Here is a 21,693-nt window from a genome sequence, read left to right as displayed (position 1 = left end):
AACAATATTAATTCATTAAATGATTGTATATAATATATGTGAAAAGTATAACATAATGAGGAGGAAATGTATGAAACGCATTAACAAGTTACTTGTAGCAAATCGTGGGGAAATCGCAATAAGAATTTTCCGCGCAGCAACCGAACTAGAGATACCAACTGTAGCAATTTATTCTAAAGAAGATAAAGGTTCCCTTCATAGATACAAAGCGGATGAGTCTTATTTAGTTGGTGAGAATATTGGTCCGACTGAAAGTTATCTTCATATCGAACGAATCATTGAAATAGCAAAAAAATGTGGTGCTAATGCAATTCATCCTGGTTATGGGTTTTTAAGTGAAAATATGACTTTTGCTGAACGCTGCGCAGAAGAAGATATTATCTTTATTGGACCAGAAACGAAACATTTAGATATGTTTGGAGATAAAGTTAAAGCCCGTGCGACAGCAGAAATGGCAGAATTACCGATTATCCCTGGGACAAGGGATGCTGTTACTTCTTTTAAAGAAGTAAAGCAATTTACAGATTCATATGGTTTCCCTATTATTATTAAAGCTATTTCTGGTGGTGGCGGAAAAGGAATGAGAATCGTTAACAATCAGGAAGAACTGGAAGAAGCATATCAACGTGCACAGTCTGAGGCATTCAAATCATTTGGTAATGCAGAAGTCTACATAGAGAAATATATCGATCAGCCAAAACATATTGAAGTACAAATACTTGGCGATATGTATGGTAATTTAGTTCATTTATTTGAACGTGACTGTTCAGTACAGCGTCGTCATCAAAAGGTGGTTGAAGTTGCGCCTTCTGTTGGTTTAGATGATGATTTAAGAATGCGCATTTGTGAAGCTGCTGTCAAGTTGATGAAAAAAATTAATTATGTAAACGCAGGAACTGTTGAATTTTTAGTGAGCGGAAATGAATTTTACTTTATAGAAGTTAATCCTCGTGTACAAGTAGAGCATACTATAACTGAGATGGTAACGGGTGTTGATATTGTCAAAACACAAATATTAATTGCTGATGGTGAGAACATGCATGACGAGCGCATCGCTATGCCTATGCAGAAGGATATTATTACGTTAGGTTATGCAATTCAGTGCCGTGTTACGACTGAAGATCCCCTGAATGATTTTATGCCAGACACAGGAACAATTATGGCATATCGCTCTACTGGAGGTTTTGGTGTGCGTTTAGATGCCGGTGATGGTTTTCAGGGAGCAGAAATATCTCCATATTATGATTCATTACTTGTAAAAATTTCTACACAAGCGATTACTTTTAAACAAGCTGAAGAGAAAATGATACGTTCATTAAGAGAAATGCGTATTCGAGGTATTAAAACGAACTTACAGTTTTTAATTAATGTCGTGAAGCACCCTAAGTTTGTGAGCGGCAATTATACGACAAAATTTATCGATGATACACCAGAACTATTTGAGATTAAAACACCGCGTGACCGTGGTACGAAGACATTAGAATATATTGCAAATGTGACTGTGAATGGCTTTCCTGGTGTTGAAAAAAAAGAAAAACCTAGTTTTGAGCCACTATATATCGAAAAAATAGAACCGAGTTCAGAATCAGGAACTAAACAGTTATTAGATTTGCATGGACCTGAATATGTTAAACAATGGTTGCTTGATCAAAAAGACGTGTTAATTACGGACACTACTTTCCGTGACGCACATCAATCATTACTTGCAACACGTGTCCGTACGAAAGATATTTTAGAAGTAGCACCGATGACTAGTCATTATCTTAAGGATAGTTTTTCTCTCGAGATGTGGGGAGGAGCTACATTCGATGTAGCGTATAATTTCCTGAAAGAAGATCCGTGGCAACGCCTTGAGCGATTACGTAACGCTATACCGAATATTTTATTCCAGATGCTACTCCGTGCTTCCAATGCTGTTGGATATAAAAATTATCCGGACAATGTAGTAACAAAATTCGTTGAGGAAAGTGCAAAAGCTGGAATAGATGTCTTCAGAATATTTGATTCATTAAACTGGTTAGATCAAATGAAAGTGGCCAATGAAGCGGTTCTGAAAGCCGGTAAGATATCTGAAGGTGCAATTTGTTATACTGGGGATATATTAAATCCAGAACGTTCAAGCATTTATACGCTGGATTATTATAAGAAAATGGCAAAAGCTATGGAGCGTGAAGGATTCCATATTTTAGCGATTAAAGATATGGCCGGTCTGCTAAAACCAGAAGCTGCATATGAACTTGTAAGTGAATTAAAAGCAACAGTAAATATACCGATTCATTTGCATACACATGATACGAGTGGAAATGGTGTAATGCTCTATTCAAGAGCTATAGAAGCTGGAGTTGACATCGTAGATACAGCACTCGGAGCAATGAGTGGGTTAACAAGTCAACCAAGTTCCAATACATTATTCTACGGATTAAATGGTAAAACACGTCAAATGAGAGCTGACATTGACGGTATGGAAAAATTATCGCATTACTGGGAAGGCGTACGTCACTACTATAAAGACTTTGAAAGTGATATTAAATCTCCACATACAGAAATATACAAACATGAAATGCCTGGTGGTCAATACTCTAACTTAGGGATGCAGGCAAAGAGTTTAGGTTTAGGAGATCGTTTTAGTGAAGTTAAAGATATGTATAGACGTGTTAATTTAATGTTTGGTGATATTGTTAAAGTTACACCGTCATCTAAAGTAGTAGGAGACATGGCCTTATTCATGGTTCAAAATGACTTAGATGAAACGTCAGTAATCGATCGTGGGGCATCATTAGATTTTCCGGAATCAGTTGTATCGTTCTTTAAGGGTGAGATTGGCCAACCAGTGAATGGTTTCCCGGAAGCACTTAAGAAAGTAGTACTGAAAGATATTGAAAGTATCTATGTTCGTCCTGGTGAATTATTAGCACCGATTGATTTCGATTTGTTACGTAAAGAACTTGAGGAAAAACAGAATAAACAGGTAACAGAACAAGATATTATCAGTTATGCCTTATATCCAAAAGTATATGAACAATACATTACAACAAATGAAAAGTTTGCAAATGTATCGCTACTAGACACACCAACATTCTTCTATGGAATGCGTAAAAATGAGAAAGTTGAAATAGCTATTGATGAAGGTAAAACATTGATTGTGAATTTAATCAGTGTAGGACATGTTCATGAAGATGGATATAGATGGGTATACTTCGACTTTAATGGTATGAGTCGTAAAGTATACGTTAAAGATACAAACGTTGAACCAAGTCTAGCTACAATTCCTAAAGCAGATCCAAAAAATAGAAGTCATATCGGAGCACAAATGCCTGGAACAGTCGGTGTCGTAAAAGTAAAAGAAGGTGATATTGTAACTAAAGGCCAATCATTACTTATTACTGAAGCGATGAAGATGGAAACGACAATCCAAGCACCATTCTCAGGTACTATTGACAAAGTTTATGTTAATACAGGAGATAGTATACAAACGACAGATTTATTAGTGGAAATTTCAGAAGCTTAAAAAATAGCAAAAAAAATAACCTGCCACGGCAGGTTATTTTTGCGTTGCACGAGAAATGAGAAGTAAGAAATAGCACAGCAACCCAAATAGTAACGTAATAAATAATGCATGTAATAATGCCACATATAAATTTAGCATCGTAAATATTGACAACGCACCTGTCGTTACTTGTAAACAAATTAATAAAAATGCGATTGAGTATCCGTATTTAATAACACGATACTGACTATAATTTTTTACGGCATGGTAAACAACGTAACTTAACCATATAAATAAGATAAAAGCTAGTGTACGGTGACTCATCTGTACCCATTCAAAAAATGTTTCGGGCAAACCGATTTGTCCTTGTTTACAAAGTGGCCAGCTCAGACAAGCAAGGCTAGCTTTTTCGTGACGTACAAGGGCGCCACTATAAATTACAATATAAATAAAGCTTGTTAAAGCTATTGTATGTCTTCTTAAATGAGAATGTATCACTAATTTTGTAGCGTCGAACTTTTGATCTACTTCAAATATTAATAACGTGAGTAAAAACACAGAGCTGAAACTAATTAATGAAATTCCGAAATGTAATGCTAATACAAATCCATTTTGTTGCCAGATTACAGCAGCTGCACCGATTAAAGCTTGTGCAAAAATAAACCCGATACTCATCCAGCATAAAAACTTTGTTTCTCTTTTATGACCAATATATTTAATGCTTAAAACAACAAGCCATGTTACCGAAATCAAAGCAAGTCCAGATACACCACGATGTGCGAGTTCAATCAATGTTTCCATAGGAATATGTGTCGGTACAAACTTACCATGACAAAGTGGCCAGCTATTACCACATCCGTCAGCAGAACCCGTCTTTGTTACTAGCGCACCACCGATTTGTACAAGGATCATCAGTACGGTCGTAAACAAAGATAACCATTTTAAATTCTTTTCTTTTAACAAATACCTTCACCTCTAATTATCATTATGCACGTGAAGTGTAAATGTAAACTTTATTACATCGCGACTTCAGTATATACTTAAAATATAGTATAACAATCTAACCTTAAAGTAAATGTGTCACATTCGTGAATTATTTATAATTGTAGAGAAATAGAAAAATGTCACAATTTAATTTCGAAAATGTATAGAAAATGTGACAGTTTTCATATATTATTGTTATTATATGCGTTAGTATTGTTAAAGGAGGGCGAAAATGCAAAATGAACAAGTCTTAAAGAGCGTCAAATCGGTCGAACAAACGCGATTGACATTTAAAGATGTCAAAGCAATTGTCAAACTTGGTCTCGTTCAAGGAAATTTGATACCGACGTTTGCGGGAGCATTTCTTGCTATGATGATGACACAACGTTCATTTTTAAATAGCATTCCTGAATTATTAACGATGCTTACGGGATCTACACTTATTATGGCAGGAAGTTGTGCATTAAATAATTTTTATGATCAAGATATTGACCGCATTATGCCAAGTAAACAGGAAAGGCCAAGTGTTACTGGGAAAATTGCTTCTCAATCACTATTCCAGCTAAGTTTATTATTGATGTTCATCGGAGAAGTTTTACTTTTCATGATAAATATTGAAACAGGAATAATCGGATTCTTAGGGATATTTGGTTATGTGGTGATGTATTCTGTTTGGTCTAAACGTCATTTAGTGTCAAATACTATAATAGGTAGTTTTCCAGGAGCGATTCCACCACTTGTGGGTTGGGCTGCAATTGATCCTAATCTTTCAAAGGTAGCATGGATGTTATTCGTCATTATGTTTATTTGGCAACCGGCACATTTTTATGCGCTGGCTATAAAACGTAAAGAAGAATATGCTATGGCGGGGATACCGATGTTGCCATCTGTTAAAGGTTTTGAAAGAACTAGACTTGGAATGCTTTTCTGGGTTGCTTTACTTCTTCCAACACCATTTTTAATGGATGAACTAGGAACTATTTTTATAGTACTTGCTACAATCTTAAATCTAGGTTGGCTTTTGCTTGCTGTATCAGGGTTTAAGTCAAATGTTAAAGAAAACAGATGGGCAATGACAATGTTTATTTATTCTTTAAACTATTTGATGATCTTTTTTGTTATGATAGTAGTAGTTACATTAATTCAAATGATTTGATTATGAATGGTGAAAGAGGGGTTAGAATTTAATGAAAAACAAATTTAAGAATGTAAAGTTGATGGGCTTAATTTCATTATTATTAATGACTTTAGCTGGTTGTGGTGAACCACATTTATCAGCTTTACGTCCAGCAGGGGAAGTTGCAAAAGATCAATTCAACTTAATGATGTTAGCGGTTTACATCATGCTATTTGTTATTGCAGTTGTTGTCGTTATTTTCGTTTTAGCAGTTGTAAAATTCAGACGTAGTAAAGTTGGAGAGAATTTTGTACCGAAAGATGTGCACGGTAATCATAAGTTAGAGATTATCTGGACAACTATTCCAATTCTTTTATTAATAATTTTAGCAATTCCAACAGTTATGCTAACTTTTAAATTAGCTGATACGAAAGCTATGGATAAAGTAGATGCAAAAGGAAAAAATAAAGAAATCGTAGTCAATGTAACTGCAAATCTTTACTGGTGGGAATTTGAATATCCAAACCAAAAGATTGTGACAAGCCAAGAACTTGTTGTACCGACGGATACAAAAGTTTATTTCAAATTACATTCAGCAGATGTTAAACACTCATTCTGGATTCCAGCAGTTGGTGGTAAGATGGATACGAATGTTGAGAACATCAATAAATTCTATTTAGTATTTGATGGTGATAAAGCTAAAGATGCTAAAAATATGTTCTATGGTAAATGTGCAGAGTTATGTGGACCTTCACATGCATTGATGGACTTTAAAGTTAAAACAATGTCTAAAGATGATTTTAAAACTTGGGTATCTAAAATGCAGGATGTGAAAAAACCTGTGGCAACAACTGATGCTAAACAAGGTGAAGAAGTATTTAAACAATCTTGTCTAGGCTGTCACGCGGTAACGCCAACTGGTAAAGGAGCAAAAGGTCCTAACTTAACAACTTTCGGAGAAAGAACAACAGTTGCTGGCGTTTTAGAACATAACGAAGAAAACTTAAAAAAATGGATTAAGGATCCTGAAAAATACAAACCAGGAAATAAAATGACTGGGGCGTATAAAGTATCTGATTCAGACATCGATGCATTAACTAAATACTTAATGGAACGAAAAGTTGAAGAGTAATAAATAAAGGGAGGTTACACAATTGGCTACACAAAAAAAACGTGGTTTAATTATGGAATATTTAACAACAGTTGACCATAAAAAAATTGCAATATTATATCTTATCATGGGTGGATTATTCTTCGCCATGGGTGGTATTGAAGCAATGATTATTCGAATTCAACTTGCTGTTCCTGAAAATGATTTTGTTTCAGCAGGTCTATTTAATGAAATAATTACGATGCATGGTACAACAATGATTTTCTTAGCGGCTATGCCGTTATTATTCGCATTTATGAACGCTGTAGTACCTTTACAAATTGGTGCACGTGACGTAGCATTCCCATTCTTAAATGCATTAGGTTTTTGGTTATTCTTCTTTGGTGGAATATTCTTAAACTTATCTTGGTTCCTAGGTGGAGCACCTGACGCAGGTTGGACATCATATGCTTCATTATCTTTAGCATCACCTGGACACGGTATTGATTTCTATGCTTTAGGTTTACAAATTTCTGGTGCTGGTACATTAATTGCAGGGATTAACTTTATGGTTACAATTATGAATATGCGTGCACCAGGTATGACATATATGCGTATGCCGTTATTTACATGGACAACGTTTGTTGCTTCAGTATTAATCGTATTCGCATTCCCACCACTTACTATCGGATTATTCTTATTAATTTTCGATAGAATGTTTGGTACAGGATTCTTCGTAGTATCACAAGGTGGTAACACAATTATCTGGGAACATTTATTCTGGATTTTCGGTCACCCAGAAGTTTACATCTTAGTATTACCGGCATTCGGTATTTTCTCTGAGATTTTCGCTACATTTTCAAGAAAACGTTTATTCGGATATTCAGCGATGGTATTCGCTACAGTATTAATTGGTTTCTTAGGATTCATGGTTTGGGCTCACCACATGTTTACAGTAGGTATGGGTCCAACTGCAAACGCAATTTTCGCGGTTGCTACTATGGCAATTGCAGTACCAACAGGTGTTAAGATCTTTAACTGGTTATTAACAATCTGGGGTGGTAGTATCGAATTTACGACGCCGATGCTTTATGCATTAGCATTTATTCCATCATTCGTTATGGGTGGAGTTACTGGTGTAATGCAAGCATCAGCGCCAGCTGACTATCAATATCATGATTCTTACTTTATCGTAGCGCATTTCCATTACGTTATCGTTGGTGGGGTAGTATTCGCATTACTTGCAGGATTACATTTTTACTTCCCGTTAATGTTCGGTAAGATTTTAAACGAAAAATTAGGTAAAATTTCATTTGTTTTATTCGTAACAGGTTTCCATTTAACATTCCTAGTACAACATTTCTTAGGTTTATGGGGTATGCCAAGACGTGTATTCACATACTTACCTGGTCAAGGTTACGATACATTTAACTTAGTATCTACGATCGGTGCATTAACGATGGCTGTGGCAGTAATTATCTTGTTAATTAACGTTGTGATTACTTTAGCTAAAGCGCCAAAAGTAGGTCGCGATGCTTGGGGCGACGGTCGTACTTTAGAATGGTCACTTCCACAACCAACTCCATTCTACAACTTTGCTCAAACACCACTTGTTCGTGGTTTAGATGCGTTTGATTTAGAGAAAAAACAAGGTAACGGTGAGATTTTACCTGCTGAATCTTTAGGTGATATTCATATGCCTAATAATTCAATCTTGCCATTTATGCAATCACTTGGATTATTTGTAGCAGCTTTTGGTGCTTTATACTTAGCTGATGGTCAAAAATGGGCGTTAGATGCAGTAAAAGATTTACCAGTTCAACCTTGGGCTCCATTTGTATTAATTTTAGGTTTAGCGATTACAGCAGGCGCAATGATTGCGCGTTCACTAAAAGATGATTTAGGATATCATATTACTAAAGATGAGCTAATTGAGTACGAAAGAGGTGTTAAATAATGGCACATCACGAAGAGAAAATGACGGCTGAAAGATGGCCAAGTCATCCTGAAACAGCTTCTTTAGAAGGTAAAAATAAGTTAGTAGGATTCTGGGTATTCCTTGGTGGAGAGACTGCATTATTCGCATCTTTATTCGCTACTTACTTAGCATTAAAAGATCATGTCCCAAGTGAAGATCACCTTTTAGCAAAAGATTTATTCCATTTACCTTTAGCATTTGTTATGACGATGTTATTATTAACATCTTCATTAACAAGTGTGTATGCGCTATATCATATGAAAAACTATGATTTCGGCAAAATGATTACATGGTTTATCGTTACTGTAATTTTAGGTTTAAGTTTCTTAGGTTTAGAAATTTATGAGTTCGCTAAATATATCCATCAAGGTCATACTTTCAGATCAAGTGCATTTGCTTCAGCCTTCTACTTCTTAGTAGGAACTCACGCATTCCACGTAATTATTGGATTGACTTGGATTATACTTTTAATCATCCGTAATATGAAACGTGGTTTAAGTGTATACAACGCTGCGAAGTTTAATACAGCTGCTTTATACTGGCATTTCATTGATGTCGTGTGGGTATTTATCTTCACAGTAGTTTACTTGTTAGGGGTGTTAGGATAATGTCAAATAAAACTAACAACAACTTAAAGTTTAATCAGGAACGTAACAACTTCGAAAAAAGAACAAGAACTGAAGAAATGAGAATGCAGGTTACTACATTTGCTATAATGATTTTCTTGACATTAATTGCTTTTGCTATGGTTGCAGCTGGATTAAGTAAAGAATTTGTTATTCCTGCAGTATTATTAATGGCGTTAATTCAAGTCATACTTCAATTCTATTATTTCATGCATATGAAACATCCAGGTCATGGGACAGCTAAATTAATGATGCTTTCTGGATTGTTTATTGCTGGGACTTTTGTAATAACGGCTATATATATCACGTGGTTAGGTGAGCCATTATTAAAATAATCAATAAAAACTGAGACGATTGTCTCAGTTTTTTTATTATCATGATTTCGTCAAGAATTTGATATATTTTATCCACTCATCTGCCATAATTTGCGTTATAATGGTGACAGTATATTTTATGGAGTGATAATATGGGTAGTATTCGTTCTATCTCAATTTTTGGATTTTTAGCAAACTGGAGTCCATTTTTCTTAGTTGCAATTATTTTTGCAACAATTGTCTTTTTCTTAATTACTGTGAAATGGTATAAAGATATCCCAGGAGGACGCCCTCTCAAGAGGTCAGAAGGTATCTTATTTGTCTTTTTAATGATATTACTTTATATCATGAAAGGTGCACCTATTGATTTACTTAGTCATATTATTTTTAGCTTTCATATGTTACAGATGGCAATTATATTTTTATTAATGGTGCCGTTATTCTATTTTGCAATTCCAAATTACTTAATAGAATATGTAATCAATCTTCCATATGTTAAGCCCGTATTTCAATTTATGACACGACCAATTATTGCACTCGTCACTTTTAATGCATTCTTTTCATTGTACCATTTACCGATTGTTTTAGATTTCTTAAAACAGAATGCAACACCGCATTCACTATATACGATTTTATTAACAATCACCGCTTTTACAATGTGGTATCCGATTTTTAATCAAAATGCTGAAACAAAGAAACAGTTGTCTGGATTAATGAAATTAGGATATATTTTTGCAATCGGTGTATTGCTAACACCATCATGTGGATTGATTATCTTTGCTCAGCATCCAATGTATAGGACATATACAGATCCTAAAGCATGGATGAGCGCAATGAGTTTATGTGTGCCGACAGGAACATTAAATGATGTTTTACAAAACTCAGGTATTAGTGGCCCACAATATTTTACTAATATGACACCTAAAGATGATCAGCAAACAGGTGGTGTTATCATGAAAGTATTACAAGAAATATTTTTTGGTTTTATGTTCTATTATATTTTCGTCAACTGGTCTCGTTCTGAACGATTAGATCCTGACGAAATTACTCGTCTGAGTTTAGAAGAAAAAAGAAAGCAAGATGCATATTTCAGAGAATTTGAATAGGGGGACAATATGAGTTTACCAATCTTACCAACAATCAGTACTACATTTATTGTCATCAGTGCTATACTTGTCGCTATCGGCTGGTATTTGGTGGCTAAAGGACGAATTGAAGCACATAAAAAAGTGATGCTCGCAGCTGGTGTTGCAGCGACAATCTTCTTTATTATCTATGCTTCAAGAACAATTTTTATCGGCAATACATCATTTGGTGGCCCGGATAATATTAAAATTTATTATACTGTATTTTTAATTTTTCACATTACTTTAGCAACAATCGGTGCTGTAATGGGGATATTAAATATTTATACAGGTTTGAAAGATAAACTTAATATTCATAGAAAATTTGGACCGATTACATCAATCATTTGGTTTTTCACAGCTATTACTGGTGTAGCGGTATATCTTTTACTTTATGTTTTTTACCGTGGTGGTGAAACAACTTCAGTAATTAAAGCAATATTAGGATTTTAAAAAGAGGCTGGGAAAGAAGTGTTCCGCCGTTTAAGCTGTTAAACTGAAGAGGGTTAAGACTTATGTCTCACCCTCTTTTTTATATTAATTAAGTTAAATTTTTATATTCGTTTTTATAGCACCTGATTCAATAATCGTTAAAATAATAATTAACAGAATTGGACCGATAAAGAACCCTACAAAACCCATTAATTTTAATCCGATATACATTGCAATTAATGTAGGTAAAGGACTAAGTCCAACACCGTTACCCATAATTTTAGGTTCTAATACTTTACGCTGCACGAGTAAAAATGTTGAAAGTACGATTAATTTTAATGCTAATCCAATATCTCCTGTCACATATGCGTAAATTGCCCATGGTATCGTTATGCCGGTAGCTCCAATAATAGGCAATAGATCGACAAGACAAATAATAAATGACAATACAAGTGCATTTTTAGGCGTAATAAATAATAATCCGATAAATGTAAAAAACCAAGTAATTCCTGAAAGAATAACAGCAGCACGCATCATCCCAAAGATGGAGGACGTAACGCGGTTCCAGACAAAACTAGTCTTGTTGTAGGTTTTATCATACATATGGTTTCTTATAAAGTGGTGCATCTTAGGAATTTCTAACATAAATAAAAATAAAGCTACGAGAAATACTAAACCTGAAATAAATGTCTCTGGTAGACTCGCTACAAGTGCAGTTATGCGCTCTACATTAAAATAATTTAAAATTGAATCTCGCATTGAAAATAAGAATTTCTGGATCTCGTCAAATAAGGAAGATGCGATACTATCCGGAATGTTCTTAGAAATTTTTATTTCTACATTGTCCCATACTGCCATCAAATTGTTCATCTTATTCGGTAAATCTTTAGAGAACTGAATGACATGTTCAATTAATTTTGTAAGAAAGAAATAAGTAAATAATAGTATTGAAACAAGTATCGTAGAGTATATGATTGTAACACTCCATCTTCTGCTTCCGACTTTCTTCTCAAGTATTTTAACAAAAGGTTCTATCATCAAAGCAATTACTAAAGCTAAGATGAGAGGAATTGAAATTGGGATAATAAAATATAAAAAAAGTATTGCAATAGCGATTAAAGAAATAATGAGTAAAGTGCGTTTATTCAGCCATTTTTTTACCATGACATCACCTCTTCTTTGGTAATAAAAAGAGCGTGAGACAAATGAATTTGTTCACGCTTAGTTAACTAGAATTATGCTTGAATTGCTTTAATATCATTATAGATGCTAGTAATCGTACGTTTACAATGTTCAACTAATGCATCACTAAAATATTCATCTTCTCCGTATTCAACACCAGTTGGATAATAGTGTTTACCTAAATATGGATCCATCATTTGCAAAGTAGCATTTCTAGCGCCAACATCACCATCAATAGCGTAACCAGGAATACGTAAATAATAAATACCTTCTGATAATTCATATTTTAAATCATAAGTAGCACGTTCAAAATCCCAATGGCCCCCTAATACTAAACCATGTTTATTCATTACATGCTGGATTAAAGATTGTTCAGCTACGATTGTTTCAATCCCTGAATTTGTGAATACCATTCTAAGTTCCTCCCTAAATCATTCTATCTTCAATTTTAAGATAAAATTGCTATTGATGCAATCGAATATTCATTTCATTTCAAATAATGTTAGAATAGTGTTAAGAAATAGAAAAAGAAGGTGTGTTTTTGAAAAGTATTTTAATTAAACTTCTGCTAATCTTTTTAATGGGTGTATTTTTATTTTATTTATTTTATTCACCTTCATTAAAATTTGATGTATTAGAAAATCCTGCAAAAGAGAAGATTTCAAATGAAGATATTAAACCTTCATCTAAGAATACAGTGAAAAGACCAAAACTTAGTAAAGGTCTTGGAGTTTACATCGGTAAAAATATAGATCAGTTTACAGATAAATATGGTTATCCAAAGCGTATTTATGATTCAAATTTTAATTACAAGAATTTTGTCTATGAGTTTAAAAATCAATATTACATACTTGGTGTCAGTAATAAAAAAATTGTAATGGCTTATGCAACTGGTAAACATGCAAAAAGTTATCCATTTAAAATTGGACAAAGTGCAGATAATATCTTTAATGGGAATGCGATTGTAAGTGAGCCGATAATAAAAACAAACCAGGCTGAATATCAGTTTCAGTTAACCGAAGTAGATATTAAAACACAGACTTTAATACAATATGATGATATTTTTGTACAAGTTTATATTGATAGAATTTCTAATAAAGTTATGGCGATGCGTTATATAGCGCCAGATACACTTGTTCAAATGCAACCTTATGCGATGAGTAGTAAAGGTAAAACGATAGAGAAGACAGCTAATAAAGAAATTCACACTAAAGATGAAGTTGCAATAAACAGTAATAAAGTACTGACAATGTTTGAAATCACAAATTATATGCGTAGTATTAATGGAAGACAGCCACTTGAAACTAACGAATTAATCAATCATGTAGCGCAATTTCAGGTCGCTTCCTTAAACAGGGAAAAACAAAAGAAGGTAAAGCAGGTAGAGGATGAAATCGGTAGTGAATTAAATAAGCTGGATATTAAATATTTACATTTATCTCAAAATATCGCTTTTAATTTTGATGATGTTCCAAGTTTAATCAATAGCTGGTTAAACTCTGATGAACATAGAGAAAATATGCTATACAGAAATATTAATGAAATGGGTGGAGGCATTTCTGATTCGTATTATTCATTAATTTTTATTAACAATGAAAAGAGAGTTACACATATAGATTAGGAAGTGGAATTATGATTTATGATAGAGATGTTTTGGAAGTTATGGATTATGCAGATGAATTAAATGATATGATTCTTCAAAGTGAGTCATATCAAGCGTATAAAAAAGCTTATGTAGACTTAAGTATAAATGAAGACGTACAGCTGTTAAAAAAAGAACTCATCCGTTTAAAAGAAAGATATGATGAAGTTAACCGATTTGGTCGATATCATCCAGATTATCAGAGTGTAATGCTTGAAACGAGAAGGAAGAAAAAAGAATATGATATGCATCCTGAAGTGGCTCAGGTGAAACGACTTGAAACACAATTACAAACTTTACTGGATGAAGTGCTCGTCATTATTGCTTCGTCTGTTTCAGCAGAAGTAAAGGTAGAAAAAGGTAATCCATTTTTTGAATCCCATACATGCAGCAGTGGATGCGGTTGTAGTTAGGAGGTTTTTATGGAGGTAAATGAGAAGAAACTTATTTCTAAATGGGAAAAGAAAATTAAATTTCTGAACCGCGCGGATGAAAATTTATTTAAAGCCAAAAAAAGTGATTTAATTTTTGTCCCGATATTTGAAAAATTTCTTGGTAACTATGTAACTATAAAATATCATCAAAAAGTATTATGTATTGGATGCCATACCGGTAAATGGGTGAATAGTATTGACCAGCAGACAAATATAAAAGGTTATATTCTGGATCAGTCTATACGAAATTTGCAAACTTCAATGCATATATATCCTCATTTTAATTATGAAATAGCTTCCAGTAACGCATTACCTTATAAAGATAAGAAGTTTCATTATATATTAATTAATAAACCTTTTGATACTTTTCTTGAAAAAGAAGAACTTATTAAAGAATTTCAAAGAATAATGAAGAAAAAAGGAAAAATTATTTTTTACTATAAAATTAATCTCTTTTTTAACAGAAGACAACAGCTGGAAAAAATGTTTGAAGCTGTGGATTTACAAATTGAAAATGTAACGCATTACCGAGGTATTGAAATATATGAAATAAAAAATAAAGGAATGGCTTAATCTAGCCGTTCCTTTATCTAATGAATTAAACTTATTTTTTGTATTTTTCATTGATTAAATGCATTGCAATATCAGGTCGATCTGTAACGATTGTGTGTACACCTTTTTTTAGTAAGGCATCCATTTCATCGATACTGTTGATGACCCAATATCCTACTGCGATATTTAAACTTTGAAGAAACTGAATGAATTTCTCATTATTTAATGGAATACCACGATAATGTGTTGGTATTTGGAATGTATCCACATTAGGTTGATACATATGTTTCATTCCTGAATTAAAAGCATAATAAGCACGAGCAACTTCGTTTTGACCAGCACCAACTGCAACACGATCATGTGCAAATGCATTAAAACGTAATGTTTGTTCATCCTCAAAGCTCGTTACACAAACGCGTTCAAAGGCCTGTTTAGAATGAATTAAGCGGTACAATAGCACAGGTGCTAGTTTACCAGGCGTTGATTGTTTGCTATCTTTAATATCAATGTTGATTAGCAAATCAGGAAAAGCATCTAATAACTCGTTTAAAGTAACTACTTTAGCATCTTCATGGCCACGATATGGATATTCGCCATTAATATCTTTAAAACGATAACCAAAGTCAAGTTGCTTCAATTCTTCTAAAGTATGATCACATACTTTACCAGAACCATTAGAAACGCGATCAACTAATGCATCATGTAGTACTACAATCTCATTATCTTTAGTTAATCTAATATCAATCTCAAAACCATCAATGCCCAATTTATGAGATTTATTAAATGCTGCCATTGTGTGTTCAGGAGCAAGTTTTAACCCTCCACGATGTGCAAATATGTATGGTGAACGTTTGCTGAAGAATGGCTTAATATTGCGGGCACTTTGCTTACTCGTCATTTTAGTAGCTGCAACAGCTGCTGAATATGTAAGACCAGTTATTGTGATTGTTTTTAATAAAGTATTTTTTTTCAAAATATAACCCTCCAACTGAATTTTGTTATTTTAATTTTAACAGAACAAATGATACTATAAAAGAAAGCTAAATGAGAGGAAAGAAACATATGACATTAGTTCAAAGAGAACAACTTATTATTTATTTAAAAAGTCATAAGCATGAACGTCAAATCCGAAAATATGGACATATTGTACATAGCAATCGTAAAGAAAAATGGGTGGCAATGTATATCAATGAAGATAAGTTAGCTCATACACTTTCACAACTAGAAAAATTAAAGTTTGTGACAAATGTTCTCATTTCACCATATAAACAATTAAAGACAGACTACAGTTCAGGTGATAATAAACTTAATGCATCGGTTTAATAACGCGTTGAAGACGTAACACGCCAATTAAGTACTGGTGATAAAGTGCATCTTCATAAAAGAAATGCTTTGCCTTTACATCAAATTCTTTTATAGAGATTTGGTATTTTTCAGCCCATGACTTTACGAGATCAAAGCGTTTATTGCTTTCAGGATATGGGTAATTTATGCCTTCAAATATGCTATACATCGCCTGGAAGTTACCATCTACTGTTGGATTCATAATCAGTACTACTGAAGTTTTAGGCTGTTTTTCCAACGTAGTATGTAAAAACAATAAACAGTCCGTTCGTTCATGATTATATTTCATTAACTGCTCGAGTTCGAAAAGATCACTATATCCTTCGCCGAGCGAAATAAAAGCTTGTTTCATTATGGTTCTCCTTTATTTATTGATATTAATATTATACATGAAAAGAACCGTGAGAATAAATTTAAAAGGAGTAATATATGCGTGTTATTGGTGGGAAATATAAACGATTTCAGTTAACTGCACCAAAAGGAGTAACTTCAAGACCAACAACAGATAAAATTAAAGAAACGATGTTTAATATTCTCGGTCCGATGAATGGCATAGGACTTGATTTATTTGCTGGCAGTGGTGGATTGGGGGTAGAAGCGATAAGCAGAGGCCTTTCCAAAGTGATTTTTGTAGATGGAAGTTTTGAATCAATACAGATGATTAAGAAAAACACTTCATTTCTTGACGAAGAAGTTGAAATTTATAAGAATGATTACAAAAGAGCTTTAAAGGCATTAAATAAAAGAGATATTCAGTTTAATATGATTTTTTTAGATCCCCCGTATCAAAAGAATATCGTTAATGAAGCATTGCCTATGATTAAGGAATTTGATTTACTTGCAGAAGACGGTCAAATCCTTATAGAATGTGAGAAGAATGAAAGAATAGATACGCTTGACTATGAAGTGATAAAAAATGAAACATATGGCATAACAAAATTAATCATATTAAGAGGTAATTATGAGTAAAACAATCGCAGTAGTACCAGGAAGCTTTGACCCTGTCACAAAAGGACACTTAGATATCATACAGCGAAGTAGTGAATTATTTGATGAAATACATGTCTCTGTATTGAATAATGCTAAAAAGACCGGTTTTTTCACGATAGAAGAACGTCTTACTCTCATTGAAGAAGCGGTTAAAGATATTCCGAATGTAAAAGTTGATTATTTTTCAGGTTTACTTGTGCATTTTTGTGAAAGAGTAGGTGCTAAACAAATCGTACGTGGATTACGTGCAGTTTCTGACTTTGAATATGAGATGCAGCTGACAAGCATGAATAAGAAATTAAACGATGATATAGAAACATTATATATGATGACTAACAACCAATATTCATTTATTTCTTCGAGTATGGTTAAAGAAGTTGCAAAATATGGTGGGGATGTATCGAGTATTGTACCTAAAAATGTTGAGATTGCACTAAAAGAAAAGTATCAGCAATTAGCAGAAGAAGAATAGTAAATCATATTGAAAAACCACATCCGGATAAGATGTGGTTTTTTGATGGAGTAGTTGAAATTTATATACTTTCCAATGGGTTGAAATGCAAGGATCAGAGTAAGTAGTAGAAATTAGATAATACAACCGCTTTACTAGCGCGACCCAATCGTTATCGATTGTATACAACTGGCGTATTAAAATCTGTCATCGAGCTACCACTTATAAGGTTATATATTTCAGTAGCTTTTATTTCTAAACCGAAATAATCACGCGACGCGCTGTTTACGTTTGTCACGATTACAACATCTTCAATTGATTTGATTAGTTTTCGTCCTGTGTCATTCATCCCTAGTATACGTATAGCTGTAATTTCTTTTAATCGAGGAACATCTTTTTCTTTTATATTTAACAATAGATAGACAAGTAACCGTTGAATTCTACTTCTCGTATATCGTTTTGATACCATCTTTTCAATTAATTCGTCGAATGTTTCAACTTCACTAATGACTTTCTTAAATCGATTTTCTAATCCTTCATACATCGTATATATTTTTTGAAGTTCAAGTACATTCATGGATAGCATACGATATTTTAATAGCGTAAAATAATCTTCCCAGCGGACTGCATTGACGATTAATTCACTGTGAGGCATCGTCTCTTTAATGTCATTATCATTAAAGTAATTCTTCCGTATTGCAGTTGCGCTTGAAATTGTACCTGTCAAAACTTCATCTGTATAATTATTATTAATTCTTGAGATTGGAATTAATGTCAGGGTAGGGTATATTTCTCTCGTAGCTTTCATATATGCATGAGCTAATATATCATTTGATTTTAAATCAGCACTCATTAATTTTGGGTATGCTGCTCCAGTACGTATAGCTTCACGAGTAGGTGACTTTATCTCAAAATCAATTTTGTTAAGGTCTCCGCTCTCACTGCCGAAAGACAAACCTTCGAGACCGAGCTTTTTAGCGATCATGATACCACCACGAGCAAAGTCATCTGCATAACTTATTGCATAGAATTGAGGGAGTTCAACAACTAAGTCCACATAATCAAGCGCCATTTTTGTACGCATAAATTTATTTATAAATGCAGGCTCACCACGTTGAACGAATTGTCCACTCATGATTGCTACAATAATAGCATCTGGATATAATTTTTTAACCTGCTCTATCTGATATTTATGGCCATTATGAAAAGGATTATATTCACAAATTATTCCGATTGCCTTCATTGTATTTCCCCTCACATCAGTTTATAATAATGATTGTAACAGAAATATCTGTTAAGAAAAAATCTTGACAAACTGTTATTAAAAGAGGTAAAATAAATTTTGTGTTTGTAAGAGGTGAAACCATATGAAATGGTCATTAGCTGAATTAAGAAAACATCGTGATAGTGGTTATCCATTTGAATCAGAAATCAACTTAAATCATTTAATATCTAGCTTACAGTTAGTTGATATATCACCGATTAAGGTGGAGGGTAAATTAACATCTAAGTCAAACGAAGTAGTAGCTGATTTACATGTAACTGGACAATTCGTTATGACTTGTGCAAGAACATTAGAAGATGTTGAAGTTCCATTCGATATCAAATCAGTAGAATATTTTGATGATAACGATTATGTTGAATATGATGAGAATAGACATGCCATTTTGAATGGTGTTATAGACTTAACACCCGTTATTCAAGAGTTAGTTGTAATCAATAAACCTGTACGTGTGGTAAAAGAGGATGTTGATTTAGAACTAACAAAAGGTAAAGGTTGGGAAGTAATTGATGAAAGTCAATTAGAAGATGAAAAGCCTAAGGTTGATCCAAGGCTTGCAAAACTTCAAGCTTTAAAAGACAGTATGTCTGAAAACTAGATCGATAGGAGGCAAAATACAATGGCAGTTCCTTTTAGAAGAACATCTAAAACAGCGAAAAGAAAACGTCGTACACACTTCAAATTATCAGTACCTGGTATGGTTGAATGTCCATCATGTGGCGAAATGAAATTATCTCACCGTGTATGTCCATCATGTGGTTCTTACAATGGTAAAGAAGTAGTTTCTAAATAATTTTTTTATAAGTGTATCGCTTTTGCGATACACTTATTTTTTTCGAGTAAGCCATAAAATTGTATTTGCGCTTGATTATCATTATACTAAATAATGATAAAATGCGAGGTGTAGACAAGTGGAGATAATTAAGCAGTTAGCAGATAACAAAGGGGCTTTTATAGAGCGCTACACACATCAGGATGATGTGTTATCACAATATAGATATGATGTAACAAAAGATGAAAGTTATAAATTGCGTATGAACGATAAAGCAAATGGTCTTGAATCTGAGCTTTCAAAAGTAATTGAAAATTATATGTCGAAGTTTGAACTGAGCGAAAAACAACGTGAAAATATAAATCTTTTAGCCGAAGGTAATAAAGTTGTCATCGGCGGGCAACAAGCAGGACTGTTTGTTAGTCCAATGTATACAATACATAAAATTATTACTATAATTGTTCTTGCAAAAGAGCAATCAACGAAACTAGGTACTAAGATAATACCTGTATTCTGGATTGCAGGTGAAGATCATGATTTTGATGAAGTGAATTATATTAATGTATATACAGCGGAAAATAACGTGCATAAAATTAAATATTATCCAACTGAAGAAGTAACAGATAGTGTATCTGAACTTAACTTTGAACAGGAAGCATTAAAATTTACGATTGACCGCTTTATTACGAGTTTAACAGAAACTAATGCAACAAAATCGATTTATAAACTTTTAAATAATTTGCCAGAAAACTGGACGGATCATTTCCAATACATTATTCATACGTTATTTAAAGACTATGGTTTACTGTTAATTGATAGCCAGAACAAAGAAGTTCGTGCGCTGGAAACGGACATACTTGTGTGGATGTTTGATCACCATGAAGCAATCAATCAAGCTTTTAGAAATGGACAAGAAAAGATGGAATCCCTTATCGGAGAACGCCAAATTTTAACTGAAACAAATGTTCATTTATTTATGTCATTTGAAGGCAAACGTCAGTTATTAAAGTTCGAAGATGGAAAATATAAATTATCTAAATCTGATGCCACTTTTACTAAAGCTGAAATGAGAGCTAAAATTCAAGTTGCGCCACATTTATTCAGTAACAATGTTGTTACACGTCCATTGATGGAAGAAATGCTATTTAACACATTAGCATTTGTCGGTGGCCCATCAGAAATTAAATACTGGGGAGAGTTAAAGCAGGTTTTTGATTTCGCAAAAGTTGAAATGCCTCCAGTGGTCCCACGTATGCGTATAACCTATATAAATGACAAATTATTAAAGGATATGCAACGTTTCAATATTACGATTGATTCGCTTTACGATAATGGTATTGAGAAGTTCCAGAACGATTTTTTAGGTTCAAAGGAAAATAGACTCTTGCTTAGTCAAATGCAGGAAACGATTGCAAATATTGAAGCGGATTATGAAGCAATGCAATTACTAGATGTTCCAATGGAGACAAAACAATTGTTGCAGGATAATTTGAATTATCATAAACGTCAATTTGAATATTTTAAGAAACGCTATCATCAAGATATTAAACGCCGTCATGATGTTGATTTTAAAGCGTTGAACGCTATCGGGAATATAATGAATCCTGGAGGAGGCTTACAGGAGAGAATAATGCATCCTATTCAGTTTATCAATACGTACGATTTTGGCATATTTGATGAAGTTATTGATAACATCAATAACTACACGTTCGATCATACGATTTTAAAACTATAGATGATATTCTTTTCTTATTACAACATTATATTTGGGATTTCCCCCCACCACGGTTTTTTAGCGTGGTGGGGGGTTTTTTGCGTCTTCATATAAAAAATAAAAAAGTTTTGAATAATTAGTGGAGGAAAGTGGTGGGATGTGGTAAATTTATATTAAG

23 protein-coding genes are annotated in these 21,693 nt (G+C 33.4%); 17 read left to right on the top strand and 6 right to left on the bottom strand.

Going from position 1 to position 21,693, the window contains the following annotated elements:
• Positions 1-70: 70 nt before the first annotated feature.
• Positions 71-3,508: a pyruvate carboxylase gene (locus BHX94_RS07945; RefSeq protein WP_111745680.1), complete on the top strand. Its 3,438-nt coding sequence runs from the start codon at positions 71-73 to the stop codon at positions 3,506-3,508.
• A gap of 33 nt (positions 3,509-3,541) precedes the next feature.
• On the opposite strand, the gene BHX94_RS07940 is transcribed toward BHX94_RS07945, so the two are convergent.
• On the bottom strand, positions 3,542-4,450 hold the full coding sequence (locus tag BHX94_RS07940; protein WP_099580738.1) for a COX15/CtaA family protein: 909 nt from the start codon (positions 4,448-4,450) through the stop codon (positions 3,542-3,544).
• A gap of 253 nt (positions 4,451-4,703) precedes the next feature.
• Between BHX94_RS07940 and cyoE the strand changes: the two genes are divergently transcribed.
• The 7 genes from cyoE (at position 4,704) to BHX94_RS07905 (ending at position 11,173) form a co-directional block, all read left to right on the top strand.
• Entirely contained in the window at positions 4,704-5,627 is a 924-nt protein-coding gene (gene cyoE, locus BHX94_RS07935; protein ID WP_111745678.1) for a heme o synthase, read from the top strand.
• 31 nt (positions 5,628-5,658) lie between these two features.
• Positions 5,659-6,720, top strand: a complete 1,062-nt coding sequence (gene coxB / locus BHX94_RS07930; RefSeq protein WP_111745676.1) for a cytochrome c oxidase subunit II — start codon at positions 5,659-5,661, stop codon at positions 6,718-6,720.
• A gap of 52 nt (positions 6,721-6,772) precedes the next feature.
• Positions 6,773-8,635: a cytochrome c oxidase subunit I gene (ctaD, locus tag BHX94_RS07925; RefSeq protein ID WP_170120809.1), complete on the top strand. Its 1,863-nt coding sequence runs from the start codon at positions 6,773-6,775 to the stop codon at positions 8,633-8,635.
• Positions 8,635-9,264, top strand: coding sequence for a cytochrome c oxidase subunit 3 (locus BHX94_RS07920; protein WP_111745672.1), 630 nt, complete (start codon positions 8,635-8,637; stop codon positions 9,262-9,264). Before ctaD ends, BHX94_RS07920 begins: the two co-directional genes overlap by 1 nt.
• Positions 9,264-9,617, top strand: coding sequence for a cytochrome C oxidase subunit IV family protein (locus tag BHX94_RS07915; RefSeq protein WP_111745670.1), 354 nt, complete (start codon positions 9,264-9,266; stop codon positions 9,615-9,617). Before BHX94_RS07920 ends, BHX94_RS07915 begins: the two co-directional genes overlap by 1 nt.
• A 131-nt stretch (positions 9,618-9,748) precedes the next feature.
• The gene (gene ctaG / locus BHX94_RS07910) at positions 9,749-10,702 is read left to right on the top strand and encodes a cytochrome c oxidase assembly factor CtaG (RefSeq protein WP_096076868.1); all 954 of its coding nucleotides are present in this window, start codon (positions 9,749-9,751) and stop codon (positions 10,700-10,702) included.
• Positions 10,703-10,711: 9 nt separating this feature from the next.
• Entirely contained in the window at positions 10,712-11,173 is a 462-nt protein-coding gene (locus BHX94_RS07905) for a DUF420 domain-containing protein (protein ID WP_096076867.1), read from the top strand.
• Between the two features lie 93 nt (positions 11,174-11,266).
• Here the strand turns inward: BHX94_RS07905 and ytvI are convergent, their stop codons facing one another.
• The gene (ytvI, locus tag BHX94_RS07900) at positions 11,267-12,316 is read right to left on the bottom strand and encodes a sporulation integral membrane protein YtvI (RefSeq protein ID WP_111745668.1); all 1,050 of its coding nucleotides are present in this window, start codon (positions 12,314-12,316) and stop codon (positions 11,267-11,269) included.
• Between the two features lie 71 nt (positions 12,317-12,387).
• Positions 12,388-12,747 (bottom strand): YugN family protein, encoded by a 360-nt coding sequence (locus BHX94_RS07895; RefSeq protein ID WP_096076864.1) that lies wholly within the window; start codon positions 12,745-12,747, stop codon positions 12,388-12,390.
• Positions 12,748-12,875: 128 nt separating this feature from the next.
• Here BHX94_RS07895 and BHX94_RS07890 point away from each other — a divergent pair, with 128 nt between their 5' ends.
• From BHX94_RS07890 to BHX94_RS07880, 3 genes are read left to right on the top strand one after another with little or no spacing between them, the layout of a single operon-like run.
• On the top strand, positions 12,876-13,955 hold the full coding sequence (locus tag BHX94_RS07890; RefSeq protein WP_111745666.1) for a CAP-associated domain-containing protein: 1,080 nt from the start codon (positions 12,876-12,878) through the stop codon (positions 13,953-13,955).
• Between the two features lie 11 nt (positions 13,956-13,966).
• On the top strand, positions 13,967-14,389 hold the full coding sequence (locus tag BHX94_RS07885) for a YlbF/YmcA family competence regulator (protein WP_170120799.1): 423 nt from the start codon (positions 13,967-13,969) through the stop codon (positions 14,387-14,389).
• Positions 14,390-14,398: 9 nt separating this feature from the next.
• Positions 14,399-14,983, top strand: coding sequence for a class I SAM-dependent methyltransferase (locus tag BHX94_RS07880; protein WP_111745664.1), 585 nt, complete (start codon positions 14,399-14,401; stop codon positions 14,981-14,983).
• Positions 14,984-15,014: 31 nt separating this feature from the next.
• On the opposite strand, the gene BHX94_RS07875 is transcribed toward BHX94_RS07880, so the two are convergent.
• Positions 15,015-15,935, bottom strand: a complete 921-nt coding sequence (locus tag BHX94_RS07875; protein ID WP_242446676.1) for a glycerophosphodiester phosphodiesterase family protein — start codon at positions 15,933-15,935, stop codon at positions 15,015-15,017.
• Positions 15,936-16,024: 89 nt separating this feature from the next.
• On the opposite strand from BHX94_RS07875, the gene BHX94_RS07870 reads away from it, so the two are divergent.
• On the top strand, positions 16,025-16,285 hold the full coding sequence (locus tag BHX94_RS07870; RefSeq protein ID WP_096076861.1) for a DUF2129 domain-containing protein: 261 nt from the start codon (positions 16,025-16,027) through the stop codon (positions 16,283-16,285).
• Here BHX94_RS07870 and BHX94_RS07865 read toward each other — a convergent pair.
• On the bottom strand, positions 16,269-16,658 hold the full coding sequence (locus BHX94_RS07865) for a DUF7147 family protein (protein ID WP_096076860.1): 390 nt from the start codon (positions 16,656-16,658) through the stop codon (positions 16,269-16,271). The two genes, BHX94_RS07870 and BHX94_RS07865, sit on opposite strands and share 17 nt — an antisense overlap.
• A gap of 77 nt (positions 16,659-16,735) precedes the next feature.
• On the opposite strand from BHX94_RS07865, the gene rsmD reads away from it, so the two are divergent.
• Together rsmD and coaD are read left to right on the top strand one after the other, a co-directional pair.
• Complete coding sequence (gene rsmD, locus BHX94_RS07860) at positions 16,736-17,275, top strand: 16S rRNA (guanine(966)-N(2))-methyltransferase RsmD (RefSeq protein WP_111745662.1); 540 nt, start codon at positions 16,736-16,738, stop codon at positions 17,273-17,275.
• Complete coding sequence (gene coaD / locus BHX94_RS07855) at positions 17,268-17,768, top strand: pantetheine-phosphate adenylyltransferase (RefSeq protein ID WP_111745661.1); 501 nt, start codon at positions 17,268-17,270, stop codon at positions 17,766-17,768. The genes rsmD and coaD overlap by 8 nt, the downstream gene beginning before the upstream one ends.
• A gap of 151 nt (positions 17,769-17,919) precedes the next feature.
• Here coaD and BHX94_RS07850 read toward each other — a convergent pair whose 3' ends face one another.
• Positions 17,920-18,990, bottom strand: a complete 1,071-nt coding sequence (locus BHX94_RS07850) for a tRNA(Met) cytidine acetate ligase (RefSeq protein WP_111745659.1) — start codon at positions 18,988-18,990, stop codon at positions 17,920-17,922.
• A gap of 124 nt (positions 18,991-19,114) precedes the next feature.
• Here BHX94_RS07850 and BHX94_RS07845 point away from each other — a divergent pair, with 124 nt between their 5' ends.
• The 3 genes from BHX94_RS07845 (at position 19,115) to bshC (ending at position 21,536) form a co-directional block, all read left to right on the top strand.
• Positions 19,115-19,627: a YceD family protein gene (locus tag BHX94_RS07845; protein ID WP_111745657.1), complete on the top strand. Its 513-nt coding sequence runs from the start codon at positions 19,115-19,117 to the stop codon at positions 19,625-19,627.
• Between the two features lie 21 nt (positions 19,628-19,648).
• Entirely contained in the window at positions 19,649-19,822 is a 174-nt protein-coding gene (gene rpmF / locus BHX94_RS07840) for a 50S ribosomal protein L32 (RefSeq protein ID WP_041635879.1), read from the top strand.
• A 118-nt stretch (positions 19,823-19,940) separates the two neighbouring features.
• Positions 19,941-21,536 (top strand): bacillithiol biosynthesis cysteine-adding enzyme BshC, encoded by a 1,596-nt coding sequence (gene bshC, locus BHX94_RS07835; protein WP_111745654.1) that lies wholly within the window; start codon positions 19,941-19,943, stop codon positions 21,534-21,536.
• The last annotated feature ends 157 nt before the right edge of the window (positions 21,537-21,693 follow it).

This window comes from Macrococcoides bohemicum (assembly GCF_003259675.1).
Taxonomy (GTDB): domain Bacteria; phylum Bacillota; class Bacilli; order Staphylococcales; family Staphylococcaceae; genus Macrococcoides; species Macrococcoides bohemicum.
Note: the sequence above shows the minus strand (reverse complement) of the source record. Positions and strands in the feature narration are given on the sequence as shown.

Coding starts and splice junctions, on each gene's coding strand:
- BHX94_RS07945 (WP_111745680.1), top strand. CDS start 71: ATGAAACGCATTAACAAGTTACTTGTAGCAAATCGTGGGGAAATCGCA.
- cyoE (WP_111745678.1), top strand. CDS start 4,704: ATGCAAAATGAACAAGTCTTAAAGAGCGTCAAATCGGTCGAACAAACG.
- coxB (WP_111745676.1), top strand. CDS start 5,659: ATGAAAAACAAATTTAAGAATGTAAAGTTGATGGGCTTAATTTCATTA.
- ctaD (WP_170120809.1), top strand. CDS start 6,773: ATGGAATATTTAACAACAGTTGACCATAAAAAAATTGCAATATTATAT.
- BHX94_RS07920 (WP_111745672.1), top strand. CDS start 8,635: ATGGCACATCACGAAGAGAAAATGACGGCTGAAAGATGGCCAAGTCAT.
- BHX94_RS07915 (WP_111745670.1), top strand. CDS start 9,264: ATGTCAAATAAAACTAACAACAACTTAAAGTTTAATCAGGAACGTAAC.
- ctaG (WP_096076868.1), top strand. CDS start 9,749: ATGGGTAGTATTCGTTCTATCTCAATTTTTGGATTTTTAGCAAACTGG.
- BHX94_RS07905 (WP_096076867.1), top strand. CDS start 10,712: ATGAGTTTACCAATCTTACCAACAATCAGTACTACATTTATTGTCATC.
- ytvI (WP_111745668.1), bottom strand. CDS start 12,316: ATGGTAAAAAAATGGCTGAATAAACGCACTTTACTCATTATTTCTTTA.
- BHX94_RS07895 (WP_096076864.1), bottom strand. CDS start 12,747: ATGGTATTCACAAATTCAGGGATTGAAACAATCGTAGCTGAACAATCT.
- BHX94_RS07885 (WP_170120799.1), top strand. CDS start 13,967: ATGATTTATGATAGAGATGTTTTGGAAGTTATGGATTATGCAGATGAA.
- BHX94_RS07880 (WP_111745664.1), top strand. CDS start 14,399: ATGGAGGTAAATGAGAAGAAACTTATTTCTAAATGGGAAAAGAAAATT.
- BHX94_RS07870 (WP_096076861.1), top strand. CDS start 16,025: ATGACATTAGTTCAAAGAGAACAACTTATTATTTATTTAAAAAGTCAT.
- BHX94_RS07865 (WP_096076860.1), bottom strand. CDS start 16,658: ATGAAACAAGCTTTTATTTCGCTCGGCGAAGGATATAGTGATCTTTTC.
- rsmD (WP_111745662.1), top strand. CDS start 16,736: ATGCGTGTTATTGGTGGGAAATATAAACGATTTCAGTTAACTGCACCA.
- coaD (WP_111745661.1), top strand. CDS start 17,268: ATGAGTAAAACAATCGCAGTAGTACCAGGAAGCTTTGACCCTGTCACA.
- BHX94_RS07850 (WP_111745659.1), bottom strand. CDS start 18,990: ATGAAGGCAATCGGAATAATTTGTGAATATAATCCTTTTCATAATGGC.
- BHX94_RS07845 (WP_111745657.1), top strand. CDS start 19,115: ATGAAATGGTCATTAGCTGAATTAAGAAAACATCGTGATAGTGGTTAT.
- rpmF (WP_041635879.1), top strand. CDS start 19,649: ATGGCAGTTCCTTTTAGAAGAACATCTAAAACAGCGAAAAGAAAACGT.